The organism is Streptomyces mutabilis (genome assembly GCF_014649815.1).
Taxonomy (GTDB): Bacteria; Actinomycetota; Actinomycetes; order Streptomycetales; family Streptomycetaceae; genus Streptomyces; species Streptomyces mutabilis.
The window spans coordinates 83,348-96,022 of record NZ_BMTT01000010.1; the positions used below are offsets into that span (position 1 = coordinate 83,348).

Here is a 12,675-nt window from a genome sequence, read left to right on the forward strand (position 1 = left end):
GGGGCAGTTGAACGCTCGTTATGTGGTCGGAAAAGCGGATGACGGAGCGCGCGGCTCCGTCCCTGGGCCTGGCGTGGGCTCCGGCTGCCGCTCAGTCCTCGCTCTCCTCGTCGCCCTCGAAGAAGTCCCCCACCTCGTCGACGACTTCGGCGGCGACCATGCCGCCGACGACGCCGACCGCGAGGCCGGCGGCTCCGGCAGCGATCGCCGTTCCCATACCCGGGCCGGAGCGGTGGTGGTCGTCGTGATGATGCTCACCGTGGCCGTGGTGGCCGTGGTGGCCGTGGTGTCCGTGGTCGGCGAAGGGCGCACCGTGCCCGTAGGCGGACCGGTGCTCGACGAGCTGACGGATCCAGCCGTCGACTTCCGCCGTCCAGTCGCGGTTGTCGTGGTGGCCGACGGTGAAGCGGGTGAGCGCGTCGTGGCCGGAGGAGAACAGGCCGCCGCGCTTGTCGGCTTCCAGTACCACCTCCAGGTCAGCGGGGCCGGCCAGGAAGGTCAGCTCGATCTCGTTGACCTGGTGGGCGTACTGGGGTGCGGGGGTGAGCTCGATCTCCTGGTAGAAGGGGAGCTGTTGCCCGGTGCCGCCGATGTGTCCGTATTCGAGGTCGGCGGACTTGAAGCCGAAGCCGAGCTGTCCGAGGGCTTCCAGGATCGCTTCCTGGACCGGCAACGGGCCGACGGTGAGCTGGTCCAGGTCGCCCTTGTCCTTGGCGCCGGCGACCGCGAGCTCGGTGCGCACACCGAGCACGATGCCCAGAGGTTGCCCGTACAGTTCGGTGACGGGTGTCTCCCAGGGCAATGTGACGGTGAAGGGGACGCTGCGTGCCTCTTCGGCGGTCAGCCGGAAGCCGCCGCCGACGGTGAACCGGTCGAAGACGACGACGCCCTCGCTCTCCCCCTCCTCGTGCTCGGCCTCGACCCGGGCCACGAGGTCGAGCGTGATGTGCTCGATGTCGAAATCGGCCTGGCCACCTTTGAGGTGCACCTGACCGCTGAGCGTGCCGCCGGGCAGCACGGGAGCAGGGTCGAGGACCGTGTCGACCGTGGGGGCGCCCACGCCGAGCGAGCCGAGAAGTCGCTTGAACACCATCGTGGCGTCCACTCCTTAAGCGTGCGTGTGGTTCTTCAGGAAGGTGCCGTCCGCCCGCGCGGCGACGGACGGCACTACGTCCGTTGCCCGGCCGACTACTTGGCCGCTTCGAGAGCGGCGAGGGCCTGCGCCCAGCGGACGTACTTCAAGTCGGCCAGGTCCGCGACGGTCTTGACGCCGAATGCCTCCCGGAGCAGCTCACCGTCTCGGTCGGAGACACCCTTCAGCGCCGCCACGGGGGCGGCGAGTATCTCCTGCAGGCTCTTGTCCGCCCACGCCTTGTCCAGCACCTTGTCCAGGTCGATCGAGGTCATGTGTGTCGTCTCCATAGGGCGCGGGCCCGGGTCGCCCCAGGGCCTGTTTCTACAAACGAGTAGAAGCATAGAGTTGCCTCGGCGGATCAAGAGCGCCCTGCGGGTTGCCTCGCCGGGAAAGGCCGAAATCCGCCCCTGGGCTGGCCAGAGGCTGCTCGGCGCGAAGGCCGTTCACTGGTGGTGGTGTGCCGGAAGTGAGGGGACGCATGCCGGGGATGGGAACCTGGTTTCAGCCAGAACCGTTCTGCTGTCTGCACGTTCAGGTAAGGAGCCGGCGCTTGTCCGCCAGATCGACGGGTTCTTCGGGGCTCGGTCCTCGGCCGTTCCGTACACGGTTTGTTGAGCAGGGCCCGCGGCGGGGTGGTGAGGGATGAGTGCTGTGGAAGCGTGGCTGGGTGTGCTGGCCGTGTTCGTGCTGACCGCGGGCACCGGCTACTTCGTCGCGCAGGAGTTCGCCTACGTCTCGGCCGACCGGCTCGCCCTCGCGCGGGAGGCCGACGAGGGGGGCAAGAAGGCCGGCCGTGCGCTGAAGGTGCTCGAGCGGCTGTCGTTCATGCTCTCGGGCGCCCAGCTGGGCATCACGGTGACCGGCCTGGTCGTCGGATTCATCGCCGAGCCGGCCGTATCCGCGCTGCTGAAGCCGGTGCTGTCCGGTCTCGGTGTACCCGACGGCGCCGTCACCGGCATCTCGGTGGTGCTGGCGTTCGTCCTCGCCACGGTCGTGCAGATGGTGCTGGGCGAGCTGGCGCCGAAGAACCTCGCCATCGCCGTGCCGGAACAGCTGGCCAAGGCACTGGCGGGCTCCACGCTCGCCTACCTGAAGGTGGTCGGCCCGGTGGTGCGCGTCTTCGACGGCGCGGCGAACAGGCTGCTGCGCAAGATCGGTATCGAGCCGGTCGAGGAGCTGCACCACGGCGCCACACTGGAGGAGCTGGGCCATCTGATCGGCGAGTCCCACGACCAGGGACAGCTGCCCCGCCAGACGGCCGAGCTGGTCGACCACGTACTGGAGTTCTCCGAGCGGACGCTGCGCGAAGTGATGGTGCCGCGCGTCGACGCGGTGTTCGTGCGCAAGGACGCCACCGCTGCCGAGGCCATCGAGCTCGTCGGAAGGTACGGCCACTCCAACTATCCCGTGCTCGGAGACCACCCGGACGACGTCGCGGGCGTGCTCGGGGTACGGGAGCTGATGGGTGTGGCCGCCGAGCGGCTGACCTCCAGCACGGCCGGCTCGCTGGCCCGGGCGACGCTGCTCCTGCCGGAGACCCTGCCCCTGCCGGCCGCTGTGGAGCGGATGCGGGAGCGGGACGACGAGTTCGCCGTGGTCCTCGACGAACATGGCGGGGTGGCGGGTGTCGTCACCTACGAGGATGTCGCCGAGGAACTGGTGGGTGACATCGCCGACGAGTCGGACACCGTCATCGCCGTCGCGGTGCCGGATGGGGCCGGCTGGTTGGTGGACGCCGGGCGCCGTCTGGACGAGGTGGCCGGTGCCACCGGCGTGGAGCTGCCCGGGGAGGACGACTACGACACCGTGGCCGGCCTGATCGTCGACCGGCTCGGCCGCTTCCCCACCATCGGTGACCGGCTCACCGTGGAGCTTCACGCCGGCGGCAGTGTCCTGATCGACGTACGCACACTGGACCGGCACGTCCCGGAACGGGTCCGGGTCGAGCGGGTGGCCGACAAGGCGGAGGAGCAGGCATGAGTTTCCCGATGGCGCTCTTCGTCACCGTTGCGCTGCTCATCGGCAGCGGATTCTTCGTCGCCGCCGAGTTCGCCCTGGTGGCCGCCAAACGGCACCGCATGGAACAGGCGGTCGCTGAGGGGCGGCGCGGCGCCAAGGCCGCACTGGCGGGGATGCGTGAGCTGTCGCTGATGTTGGCCGGTGCCCAGCTCGGCATCACCGTGTGCACGCTGGGACTCGGATCGGTCTCCAAGCCCGCGATCTCCCACGAGCTCGATCCGCTGCTGCACCGGCTCGGCCTGCCCACCGCACTCAGCTACGGCGTCGCCTTCGCCGTGGCCATGCTCGTGGTCGTCTTCCTGCACATGGTGCTCGGCGAGATGGCGCCCAAGTCGTGGGCCATCGCCCATCCCGAGCGCTCCGCGATGCTGCTCTCCCCCGCGTTCAGGGCCGTCGCCACCGCCGTACGCCCGCTCATCTGGGTCCTCAACCGGATCAGCAACGCGCTCGTCCGGCTCTGCCGGGTCACCCCGCGCGACGAGCTGGCCTCCGTCCACAACCGCGAGCAGCTCACCCACCTGGTGGAGGAGTCCGAACGGCTCGGCCTCATCAACGAGACCGACTCAGAATCGCTCACCCGCTCGCTCACCGAGCCGGAAACCCCGGTGCGCGAGCTCCGGATCCCGGCCGCCGCCATCACCGCGGTCGACGCCGGCGCCGACGCCGAGCAGATCCTGGCCCTGGCAACCGCCAGTGACCGCACTCGGCTTCTGGTCCGCGAGGACAACGTCGTGCTCGGCTCGGTGCACGCCCGTGATGTCCTGGTTGCCCGCTCGCAAGGCCGGCCCACCACCGCCCGTGCCCTGGCCCGCCCCGTGCCCGAGCTCCGTGAGGAGACCACGGTGGCCGAAGCGATCGAACTCCTGCGCCGACGCCGGGCCACCCTCGCGGTGGTTCGCGACGGCTCCGGCGAACTCACCGGCATGGTGAGCCTGGACGACCTGCTGGCCCGCTACCTCCAGCCCCGCCCGGCCTGAACAGCTGCCTGGTGCCCGAGCGCCCCAGGTCATCCTGGGGCGCTCACGCGCATCTCTTCGAGCACGGCCGACGGCTCACCGGTACCACTCGTACGTCAGAAACTACAGTGCTGTAGAAATCGATACCGGAGCCTGACCGTCGGCATCCAGATACTGACCGCCGGAGCCGACCCGGGATGGACGCCGCGCACGCGAGGAGACAAGGCAGCAGGATGCCCGAGCACCGAGTTCGCACGGTCCGTACGGCCCTGGCCCTACGATGCCGAGCCGTCACGGAGGCCCGGTGGTTCGCCGCCACCGTGTTCGTCCTGATCCTCGTGAACGCCGCCTTGCTCGGCATCGAGACGTACTCCGGAGTGGCCGCCGACTGGCACCACTGGTTACACACGGCCGAGCACACCTGCCTCGCCGCCTTCACCCTCGAGGTCCTGCTGCGCATGGCGGCCCACGCCGATCGGCCCCGCACCTTCTTCAAGGACCCCTGGAACCTGTTCGACCTGGCCGTCGTCCTGTGCGCCTTCCTGCCCTTCCTGCGCGAAAACAGCACCGTCCTGCGGCTGCTACGCCTGGCCCGCGTGCTGCGCACCGCTCGCTTCCTGCCGCAGTTGCGCGTCGTACTCATCGCAGTGGCCCGAAGTCTGCCGGGCACCCTGAGTTTCCTGCTCGTCGGGGCGTTGCTGTTGTACGTGTACGCGATGGTGGGCTGGGTCTTCTTCGGTCGGCACGACCCGGAGCACTACGGTTCCCTCGGCCGCGCCGCGCTCACCCTCTTCCTGCTGATGACCCTGGACGGCATCGGGGACGCCGTCCACGCCGGCCTGGACATCTCGCGCTGGAGCCTCCTCTACTACGCCTCCTACGTCCTGCTCGCGTCGTTCGTCCTCGTCAACGTCCTTATCGGCGTCGTCATCACCTCCCTCGACGAAGCCCGCGACCTGGACCTGGACGAACCTTCGGCCGAGTCACCACCCGCCGACCCGCCGACCGGAGACCACCTGTCACTGCGCCGACGCATCGAGGACGCCCGCCGAGCCCTGGACGCACTGGACCAGGAACTCACCCGGTCCGTGCCCCACCCACCGACGCCGACCGACCGGTCGGCGGTCGACGCCGCCGGAGGCGGGCATGAGCAGACGGAGGGGGCGGTGACGGCACGCGGCTCGATCGTGACGACGCGGCCCTCGCCGCCATGAGCAAGACGTGTCGTGGGCAGCTGCCCCGCGGTGGTACGTGACGGTCGACTGCCGCCACCGCCTGACACCGATGAAGGGTGACGCACGCCGTGCTGACCGACCTGTGGAGATGCGTCTCACGATTCGAGGCATTCTGGCGTCGAGTGCATTGGAGCGGCGCGCCAGGGTTCGGACTGGGCATCGCCACCTGCAGCGCCTGGCGCCGGTCCTCTGTCATTCGATGTGTCTCGGCGTACCTGGAGAAGGCGGCCCAGCGGCAGATCGAGCGTGACAATCTGGACGAGCTGATCGCAGATTTTGACAAGGTGCACGGTCCGGCCGATCCCGAGGCCGTGGCGGCCGCGCGTGCCCGGCTGACCGGAGGCGCCACGAACGCCGGGGCGGCCTCGTGAGCGGTGTCCTGGTCCTGGACGGGGAGGGCCTGGCGAAGGCCGTACACCGGGATCGGGAAATCCACGCGTGGCTGACGGCGGCTCGCGACGCGGACCTGCCCGTGATCACATCGGCGGTCGTGTTGGTCGAGGTGATCCATCCGAAGATCAACGACGCCGCACTGAAGTGGACCCTGTCCCGCTTGAGCGTCGAGCCGGTGACCCAAGCCGTCGCGCAATCCGCTGCCGCCTTGCTGCGGGCAGTGGGGCTGCACGGCCACAAGTACGCCATCGACGCCATGCTGTGCGCGACCGCCTTGCAGCATCCCGGCCGGGTGACGATTCTGACTTCGGACGTGGAAGACATCGGGCTGCTCACTGCCGAGCATCCGCGCCTGAGTGCGGAGAAGGTCTGAGCCGCGACGCCTTGTGGAGGCGGTGCTCGCCGTGCGGACTCGGCTCTGGCTCAGCGGTCTCCTGCCCAGTCGGCAGGTCGGTGGGAGGGACACCCTTTCGACCTGCTCGGATCGGGCTGAACGATGGCGTGGTCGGCAACGGGCAGGAGCGTGTCACGCCCGAGTAGCGGCACCTCCACCCTTTCGAATCCTCTGGAAGGGCATGGAGTCGGGCTCCGGCACGCGCCAGACGATGCCGACTTGCTCGTCGAGAGGAAGCGAGGGGCCACCGATGTAGATGCAGTGGATGAAGTAGAGAACGGCCAGTCGAAATGCCTCTGGTTCGATGTCGGTCGACTTCGTCACCGTGGCCCGGCTCCAAGCCGTCAGCGGGAACTCCGCCAACACTTGATGCCGTTCCTCTCGGCCCTGTCGGCGGCAAGCCCCGCTGCCGCCCCTCCGAACGGCGATGTGCTCCTGTGGAAAACTGTGCACAGCAAAAAGGCCCGGGTCGATGACCTGGGCCTCAGCTCTGGAGCGGGTGACGAGAATCGAACTCGCGCTCTCAGCTTGGGAAGCTGATGTTCTACCATTAAACTACACCCGCGTAAGACGCCGACCGAGGTCGGTGTCTGGACGCTCGCTCACTCTACCTCATCGCAGGCCCCCGGTGTTCTAGCCGTGGGGCCTGCGGGCGTTCGGGTGGGGATGAAGCGGCTGCGGGGGGCCGGAGTTGGGGCGTACCGTGGAGGGGTGGGTGAGGGTCCGGGAGGGGCCGGAGTGCCGCCTGGAGAGTCGTCTCTTTGATCCCGTACTGTGGCTTTTGTCGTCAGGGTAGTAGCAAGCCAGACGCGGCTCTTGGGGAAGGGACTTGAAGGACTTGATGGAGCGCACCGTCGTCCGCTGTGCCGATGGGCACGTGTTCACCGCCGCCTCGTTCCCGATGCAGCAGGCCGAGCGACTCGGCCCCGGCCGGCTCGTCCGATGTCCGCGGTGTGCGCGGCTGAGGAGTGCCGTGCCCGTGGGTTCGGCGAAGCGGTAGCACAGGCACAGAGCGGGTTCGGGCGCGCGGCGCGGCGGCGGTTGTCGCTGCTCCGCGCGCCTTGCGTATCCTCGGTGCGTGCTTCTCTCAGACAAGGACATCCGGGCCGAGATCGACTCCGGACGGGTCCGCATCGATCCCTTCGACGACTCCATGGTGCAGCCGTCGAGTATCGACGTGCGCCTCGACCGCTACTTCCGGGTGTTCGAGAATCACCGGTACCCGCACATCGACCCCTCCGTCGAGCAGGCGGATCTGACCCGCCTCGTGGAGCCGGATGGGGACGAGCCGTTCATCCTGCATCCCGGCGAGTTCGTGCTGGCCAGCACGTACGAGGTCGTCACGTTGCCCGACGACCTGGCCTCGCGGCTGGAGGGCAAGAGCTCGCTCGGACGGCTCGGACTGGTCACGCACTCCACCGCCGGGTTCATCGACCCGGGCTTCTCCGGACACGTGACGCTCGAGCTCAGCAACCTCGCGACGCTGCCCATCAAGCTGTGGCCGGGGATGAAGATCGGGCAGCTGTGCATGTTCCGGCTCACCTCGCCGGCCGAGCACCCCTACGGGAGCGAGCGGTACGGGTCCCGTTACCAGGGACAGCGGGGGCCGACCGCCTCCCGGTCCTTCCTCAACTTCCATCGGACCCAGGTATGAGCAGGACGCGCGCATGAGTGATGTTCGGGAGAATCTGACCTACGAGCAGTTCGGGGTCGCCGTGCGCGAGCTCGCGCAGGCCGTCGCCGACGACGGGTACGAGCCCGACATAGTGCTCTCCATCGCGCGGGGCGGCGTCTTCGTGGCGGGTGGGCTCGCCTACGCCCTCGACTGCAAGAACATCCACCTCGTGAACGTCGAGTTCTACACCGGCGTCGGGACCACGCTCGAGATGCCGGTCATGCTCGCGCCCGTGCCCAACGTCATCGACTTCTCCGAGAAGAAGGTCCTCATCACCGACGACGTCGCCGACACCGGCAAGACGCTCAAGCTGGTGCGGGACTTCTGCCTGGACACGGTCGCCGAGGTCCGCAGCGCCGTGATCTATGAGAAGTCCCACTCGCTCGTCCAGTGCGAGTACGTGTGGAAGCGGACCGATCAGTGGATCAACTTCCCCTGGTCCGTGCAGGAGCCCGTCGTGCGGCGGGCCGGGCAGGTGCTCGACGCCTGAGTGCCGAGACGGACGTGGTGTGTGAAGGGCCCCCGGCGCGACGCAAGGCGCCGGGGGCCCTTCACATGCCGTGTCGCGCCGTCAGAACGTGCCCAGCTTCACGATCGACAGCAGCGCGATCAGCTGGATCGCGGAGGCGCCGAGCGCCTTCGGCCAGGGCAGGTCGTGGGAGCGGCCGACCATCAGGGTGAGCAGGACGCCGCCCGCGACCCAGGTGGCCCAGCCGAGGACCTGGACGAAGGACGCGTCGCCGCCGAGGAACATCGCGAAGACCAGGCGCGGGGCGTCGGTGAGCGACATGATCAGCATGGAGAGGCCGACCGTGGGCTGCCACGCTCCGTCGCCGCCGAGCTGGCGGGCCAGGCTGTGGGTGACCACGCCCAGCACGAAGGCGCTCAGCACCATCGCGACGGCCGTCGTCAGGACGATCGGGATCGCGTTCGAGAGGGTGGCGTTGATCGCCTCCTCGCGGGCGTTGTCGAACCCGAAGACCGCCAGCAGCCCGTAGAGGAACGTCACGATGAGCGCAGGCGCCCACATCGCGTAGTCCCGCATCTGGAGGAAGGTCTGGTTGGGGGCCAGCACGACGCCCTTCAGCAGGGCCTTCCAGTACAGGCGCGGGCCGACGGGGCCGGGCGGCGGGGCGGAGCCGGCGCGGTAGGTCTCGCCCTGGTTGTACGGGTCGTCGCCGACCGTGAACGCCTGGGTGTGGCCCGGGTTGTTGGCCGCGTAGGGGTCGTACGGGGCGTGGCCCCCCTGCGGGCCGCCCTGCCCGTAGCCGCCGTCACCGAAGTACTCCGGCTCGCCGTGACCGCCGCCGTGACCGCCGCCGCCGTGGTGCGGCTGTGGCCACGGTGAGTCGCCGTTGCCGGGCCCGGGGGCGCCACCTCCGTACGGCTGTTGCGGGTACGGCTGCTGAGGCGTCGCGGGACCGCCGTACGGCGGTCCCTGGGGCGCCTGCTGTCCGTACGGAGGGTGTTGCGGTCGCGCGTTGGGAGCGCCGTTGTTCCGGCCGCGTCCGATCCTGAATCCAGCCACGCCTTCGAACGTACCTGGTCCCGGAGAGTGACGTGCGGGGCCCGGCCGTTCGGGGGGTCCTTTGCGGCCGACCTGTGACATCCCTTACGGGGGTTGTCCGGGGCGCCCCCTAGGGCCGGACGGCGGTCGTACGGCCCCCGCGGCCCGCACCGTCAGCAGAAGGCGGTGAACCCCCACCACGTGTCGGTAACGCGCCAGGCCGCCTCGATGCGGCCGTCGCCCCGGCCCGTGTACAGGAGCTGCCAGCCCGGGTTGTCCGACCAGCCGTCGATGACGTAGCTCCTGTCGGTGACGGCGATGAGGTCGGGGGCGTCGGTGCCGTTGGAGTCGCCGACGGAGAACAGGTGCCCCATGCTGCTGTTCCACCCGCGGGTGCCGACGAGCGTCCGGCTGCCGAGGCCGCCGGTGCGGGTGCCGGGGTAGAGCCAGAGCTTGCCGGTGGAGGCTTCGCGGGCGTAGAGGTCGGGCCGGCCGTCGCCGTTCGTGTCGCCCATGCCGACGAGGGCGTTCATGGCCTTCCAGCCGCCGGTGCCGATGAGCTTGTGGCTGCCGAGGGTGCCGGTGGCGGTGCCGGGGTAGAGCCGGAGCTTGCCGGTGGACTTCTCGGCGGCGACCAGGTCGGAGCGGCCGTCACCGGTGAGGTCGCCGAAGGCGGTGATGTGGGCCATGCCGTTCCAGCCGCGGGCGCCGATGAGCTGGTGCTGCGCGTGCACCTCAACCCGGCCCCGGGCCCGGTAGTTCGCCCTTCACCGGCAAAGGCGGCGGCCCCTGACCCGCTCGGGAGTCAGGGGCCGCCGTCGGTCGGGCTGCCGGGTGGGGCCGGTCACTTCACCGGCTCGGGCTCCGGGGCGTTCTCCGTCTCCGGTTCACCGGCCGGGTCGGCCGGGGTCTTCACGGAGTCCAGCAGGAGCTGGGCGACGTCCACGACCTGGATGGACTCCTTGGCCTTGCCGTCGTTCTTCTTGCCGTTGACCGAGTCGGTCAGCATGACCAGGCAGAACGGGCAGGCGGTGGAGACGATGTCGGGGTTGACCGACAGGGCCTCGTCGACGCGCTCGTTGTTGATGCGCTTGCCGATCCGCTCCTCCATCCACATGCGGGCGCCGCCGGCACCGCAGCAGAAGCCGCGTTCCTTGTGGCGGTGCATCTCCTCGTTGCGGACGCCGGGGACGGCGGCGATGATCTCGCGCGGGGGCGTGTAGATCTTGTTGTGCCGGCCCAGGTAGCAGGGGTCGTGGTAAGTGATGATGCCCTCGACCGGGGTGACGGGGGTGAGCTTGCCCTCGTCGACCAGATGCTGGAGCAACTGGGTGTGGTGGATGACCTCGTAGTCGCCGCCGAGCTGCGGGTACTCGTTGCCCAGGGTGTTGAGGCAGTGCGGGCAGGTCGCGACGATCTTCTTCGCCGACTTCGGCTTCTTCGACTCCTCGGTCACCTTCCCGTCGTCGTCCATCTCCTCGCCGAAGGCGGCGTTGAGGGACATGACGTTCTCCATGCCCAGCTCCTGGAACAGCGGCTCGTTGCCGAGGCGCCGTGCGGAGTCACCGGTGCACTTCTCGTCGCCGCCCATGATGGCGAACCTGACGCCCGCCATGTGGAGGAGCTCGGCGAAGGCCTTGGTGGTCTTCTTGGCGCGGTCCTCCAGGGCGCCGGCGCAGCCGACCCAGTACAGGTACTCGACCTCGGTGAGGTCCTCGATGTCCTTGCCGACGACCGGGACCTCGAAGTCGACCTCCTTGAGCCACTCCAGGCGCTGCTTCTTCGCCAGGCCCCAGGGGTTGCCCTTCTTCTCCAGGTTCTTGAGCATCGTGCCCGCCTCGGACGGGAACGCGGACTCGATCATGACCTGGTAGCGGCGCATGTCGACGATGTGGTCGACGTGCTCGATGTCGACGGGGCATTGCTCGACGCAGGCGCCGCAGGTGGTGCAGGACCACAGGACGTCCGGGTCGATGACGCCGTTCTCCTCGGCGGTGCCGATCAGCGGGCGCTCGGCCTCGGCGAGGGCGGCGGCGGGGACGCCCTTGAGCTGCTCCTCGGAGGCCTTCTCCTCGCCCTCCACGGTCTTGCCGCCGCCGGCCAGCAGGTAGGGGGCCTTGGCGTGCGCGTGGTCGCGCAGGGACATGATCAGGAGCTTGGGGGAGAGCGGCTTGCCGGTGTTCCACGCGGGGCACTGCGACTGGCAGCGGCCGCACTCGGTGCAGGTGGAGAAGTCCAGCAGGCCCTTCCAGGAGAAGTGCTCGACCTGGGAGACGCCGAAGACGTCGTCCTCGCCGGGGTCGGTGAAGTCGATCGGCTTGCCGCCCGACGTCATCGGCAGCAGCGCGCCGAGCGAGGTCTCGCCGTCGGCGTTGCGCTTGAACCAGATGTTCGGGAATGCCAGGAAGCGGTGCCAGGCCACGCCCATGTCGGTCTTCAGGGCGACCGTGATCATCCAGATGAAGGAGGTGGCGATCTTGAGGCCGGCGAAGAAGTAGACCAGGTTCTGCAGCGTCGACAGGTCCAGGCTCTGGAAGGCGGAGACGACCGGGTACGAGATGAAGAACGACGCCTCGTAGCCGTCCACGTGGTGCAGGGCGCCCTCGAGGGCGTGCAGCATGAAGATGCAGACGCCGACGACGAGGATGACGGCCTCGACGAAGTACGCCTGGCCGAAGTTGGAGCCGGTGAAGCGGGACTTGCGGCCCGGCTCGCGCGGGTGGCTGAGCTGCCGGATGACGATCAGCGCCAGGATGCCGAGCACCGTCATCGTGCCGATGAACTCGACGAAGACGTTGTACGGCGCCCAGTCACCGATGACCGGCAGGATCCAGTCGGCCTGGAACAGCTGCCCGATCGCGTTGACGATGGTCAGCAGCAGGGAGAAGAAGCCCACCGCCACGAACCAGTGCGCCACCCCGACGACGCCCCAGCGGTTCATGCGGGTGTGGCCGAGGAACTCCCGGACCACGGTGAGGGTGCGCTTCACGGGTTCGTCGGTCCGCGTCCCGGCCGGCACGGACTGGCCCAGCCGCATGGAGTTGTAGATCTGCAGGACGGCGCGGCCGAACAGTGCCACGCCGACCACGATCAGGACCAGCGACACAATGATCGCGGCGAGTTGCATTTGGGGGCTCCTCGGGCCTGCGAGGTTGCGAAGGGGCGGTATGCGCTCAGCACCGCTCGGTATCGGTATTACTAAGCGGTAACTTAATCAGTCTGTCTGAGACTACCCCCATCCTCCGCCGCACTGTAGTCGGACGTGCGGTGATCTGCGTCGCTGAGGCAACCCTGACCGGCGGGGCGGCGTCGGGGACCGGCGGTTGGTCGGCCGGTCGGTCGGGCGCCACGCCGGGCCGGG

The 12,675-nt window shown here is 69.0% G+C and carries 12 protein-coding genes, 1 tRNA gene and 1 pseudogene; 7 read left to right on the plus strand and 7 right to left on the minus strand.

From position 1 onward, the window contains the following. Positions 1–91 precede the first annotated feature (91 nt). Both IE142_RS20980 and IE142_RS20985 read right to left on the minus strand, forming a co-directional pair. Positions 92–1,093: a sporulation protein gene (locus IE142_RS20980; RefSeq protein WP_191887315.1), complete on the minus strand. Its 1,002-nt coding sequence runs from the start codon at positions 1,091–1,093 to the stop codon at positions 92–94. A gap of 95 nt (positions 1,094–1,188) precedes the next feature. After that, complete coding sequence (locus IE142_RS20985; RefSeq protein WP_191887175.1) at positions 1,189–1,407, minus strand: hypothetical protein; 219 nt, start codon at positions 1,405–1,407, stop codon at positions 1,189–1,191. A 370-nt stretch (positions 1,408–1,777) separates the two neighbouring features. Here IE142_RS20985 and IE142_RS20990 point away from each other — a divergent pair, with 370 nt between their 5' ends. From IE142_RS20990 to IE142_RS21010, 5 genes are all read left to right on the plus strand, one after another. Continuing rightward, positions 1,778–3,115 carry a hemolysin family protein gene (locus IE142_RS20990; RefSeq protein WP_191887176.1) on the plus strand — a complete coding sequence of 446 codons (1,338 nt, stop codon included), beginning with the start codon at positions 1,778–1,780 and terminating at the stop codon, positions 3,113–3,115. Continuing rightward, positions 3,112–4,131: a hemolysin family protein gene (locus IE142_RS20995; RefSeq protein WP_191887177.1), complete on the plus strand. Its 1,020-nt coding sequence runs from the start codon at positions 3,112–3,114 to the stop codon at positions 4,129–4,131. The genes IE142_RS20990 and IE142_RS20995 overlap by 4 nt, the downstream gene beginning before the upstream one ends. 212 nt (positions 4,132–4,343) lie before the next feature. Beyond that, on the plus strand, positions 4,344–5,324 hold the full coding sequence (locus IE142_RS21000) for an ion transporter (RefSeq protein WP_229830745.1): 981 nt from the start codon (positions 4,344–4,346) through the stop codon (positions 5,322–5,324). 173 nt (positions 5,325–5,497) lie between these two features. Continuing rightward, positions 5,498–5,716: a hypothetical protein gene (locus IE142_RS21005; RefSeq protein WP_229830762.1), complete on the plus strand. Its 219-nt coding sequence runs from the start codon at positions 5,498–5,500 to the stop codon at positions 5,714–5,716. Further along, a complete protein-coding gene (locus IE142_RS21010) occupies positions 5,713–6,111 on the plus strand; it encodes a type II toxin-antitoxin system VapC family toxin (RefSeq protein WP_191887179.1) in 399 nt (132 codons plus the stop codon). The genes IE142_RS21005 and IE142_RS21010 overlap by 4 nt, the downstream gene beginning before the upstream one ends. A 153-nt stretch (positions 6,112–6,264) precedes the next feature. Here IE142_RS21010 and IE142_RS21015 read toward each other — a convergent pair whose 3' ends face one another. Both IE142_RS21015 and IE142_RS21020 read right to left on the minus strand, forming a co-directional pair. Next, complete coding sequence (locus IE142_RS21015; RefSeq protein ID WP_191887181.1) at positions 6,265–6,456, minus strand: hypothetical protein; 192 nt, start codon at positions 6,454–6,456, stop codon at positions 6,265–6,267. A gap of 167 nt (positions 6,457–6,623) precedes the next feature. Then, a tRNA-Gly gene (locus IE142_RS21020) sits at positions 6,624–6,697 on the minus strand. A 513-nt stretch (positions 6,698–7,210) separates the two neighbouring features. Here IE142_RS21020 and dcd point away from each other — a divergent pair. Further along, positions 7,211–7,786 carry a dCTP deaminase gene (gene dcd, locus IE142_RS21025; protein ID WP_043371584.1) on the plus strand — a complete coding sequence of 192 codons (576 nt, stop codon included), beginning with the start codon at positions 7,211–7,213 and terminating at the stop codon, positions 7,784–7,786. Between the two features lie 13 nt (positions 7,787–7,799). Continuing rightward, a complete protein-coding gene (locus IE142_RS21030) occupies positions 7,800–8,297 on the plus strand; it encodes a phosphoribosyltransferase (protein ID WP_043371585.1) in 498 nt (165 codons plus the stop codon). An 81-nt stretch (positions 8,298–8,378) separates the two neighbouring features. Here IE142_RS21030 and IE142_RS21035 read toward each other — a convergent pair whose 3' ends face one another. The 3 genes and pseudogenes from IE142_RS21035 to IE142_RS21045 form a co-directional block, all read right to left on the minus strand. After that, the gene (locus IE142_RS21035; RefSeq protein WP_191887182.1) at positions 8,379–9,416 is read right to left on the minus strand and encodes a Yip1 family protein; all 1,038 of its coding nucleotides are present in this window, start codon (positions 9,414–9,416) and stop codon (positions 8,379–8,381) included. 71 nt (positions 9,417–9,487) lie between these two features. Then, positions 9,488–10,033, minus strand: a pseudogene (locus IE142_RS21040) (FG-GAP repeat domain-containing protein); the annotation flags it as partial. Between the two features lie 125 nt (positions 10,034–10,158). Further along, positions 10,159–12,441: a (Fe-S)-binding protein gene (locus IE142_RS21045; protein WP_191887183.1), complete on the minus strand. Its 2,283-nt coding sequence runs from the start codon at positions 12,439–12,441 to the stop codon at positions 10,159–10,161. Positions 12,442–12,675: the final 234 nt, after the last annotated feature.

Excerpts from the sequence above, each read along its gene's own strand:
- IE142_RS20980 (WP_191887315.1), bottom strand. The coding sequence starts at position 1,093 with ATGGTGTTCAAGCGACTTCTCGGCTCGCTCGGCGTGGGCGCCCCCACG.
- IE142_RS20985 (WP_191887175.1), bottom strand. The coding sequence starts at position 1,407 with ATGACCTCGATCGACCTGGACAAGGTGCTGGACAAGGCGTGGGCGGAC.
- IE142_RS20990 (WP_191887176.1), top strand. The coding sequence starts at position 1,778 with ATGAGTGCTGTGGAAGCGTGGCTGGGTGTGCTGGCCGTGTTCGTGCTG.
- IE142_RS20995 (WP_191887177.1), top strand. The coding sequence starts at position 3,112 with ATGAGTTTCCCGATGGCGCTCTTCGTCACCGTTGCGCTGCTCATCGGC.
- IE142_RS21000 (WP_229830745.1), top strand. The coding sequence starts at position 4,344 with ATGCCCGAGCACCGAGTTCGCACGGTCCGTACGGCCCTGGCCCTACGA.
- IE142_RS21030 (WP_043371585.1), top strand. The coding sequence starts at position 7,800 with ATGAGTGATGTTCGGGAGAATCTGACCTACGAGCAGTTCGGGGTCGCC.
- IE142_RS21035 (WP_191887182.1), bottom strand. The coding sequence starts at position 9,416 with ATGTCACAGGTCGGCCGCAAAGGACCCCCCGAACGGCCGGGCCCCGCA.
- IE142_RS21045 (WP_191887183.1), bottom strand. The coding sequence starts at position 12,441 with ATGCAACTCGCCGCGATCATTGTGTCGCTGGTCCTGATCGTGGTCGGC.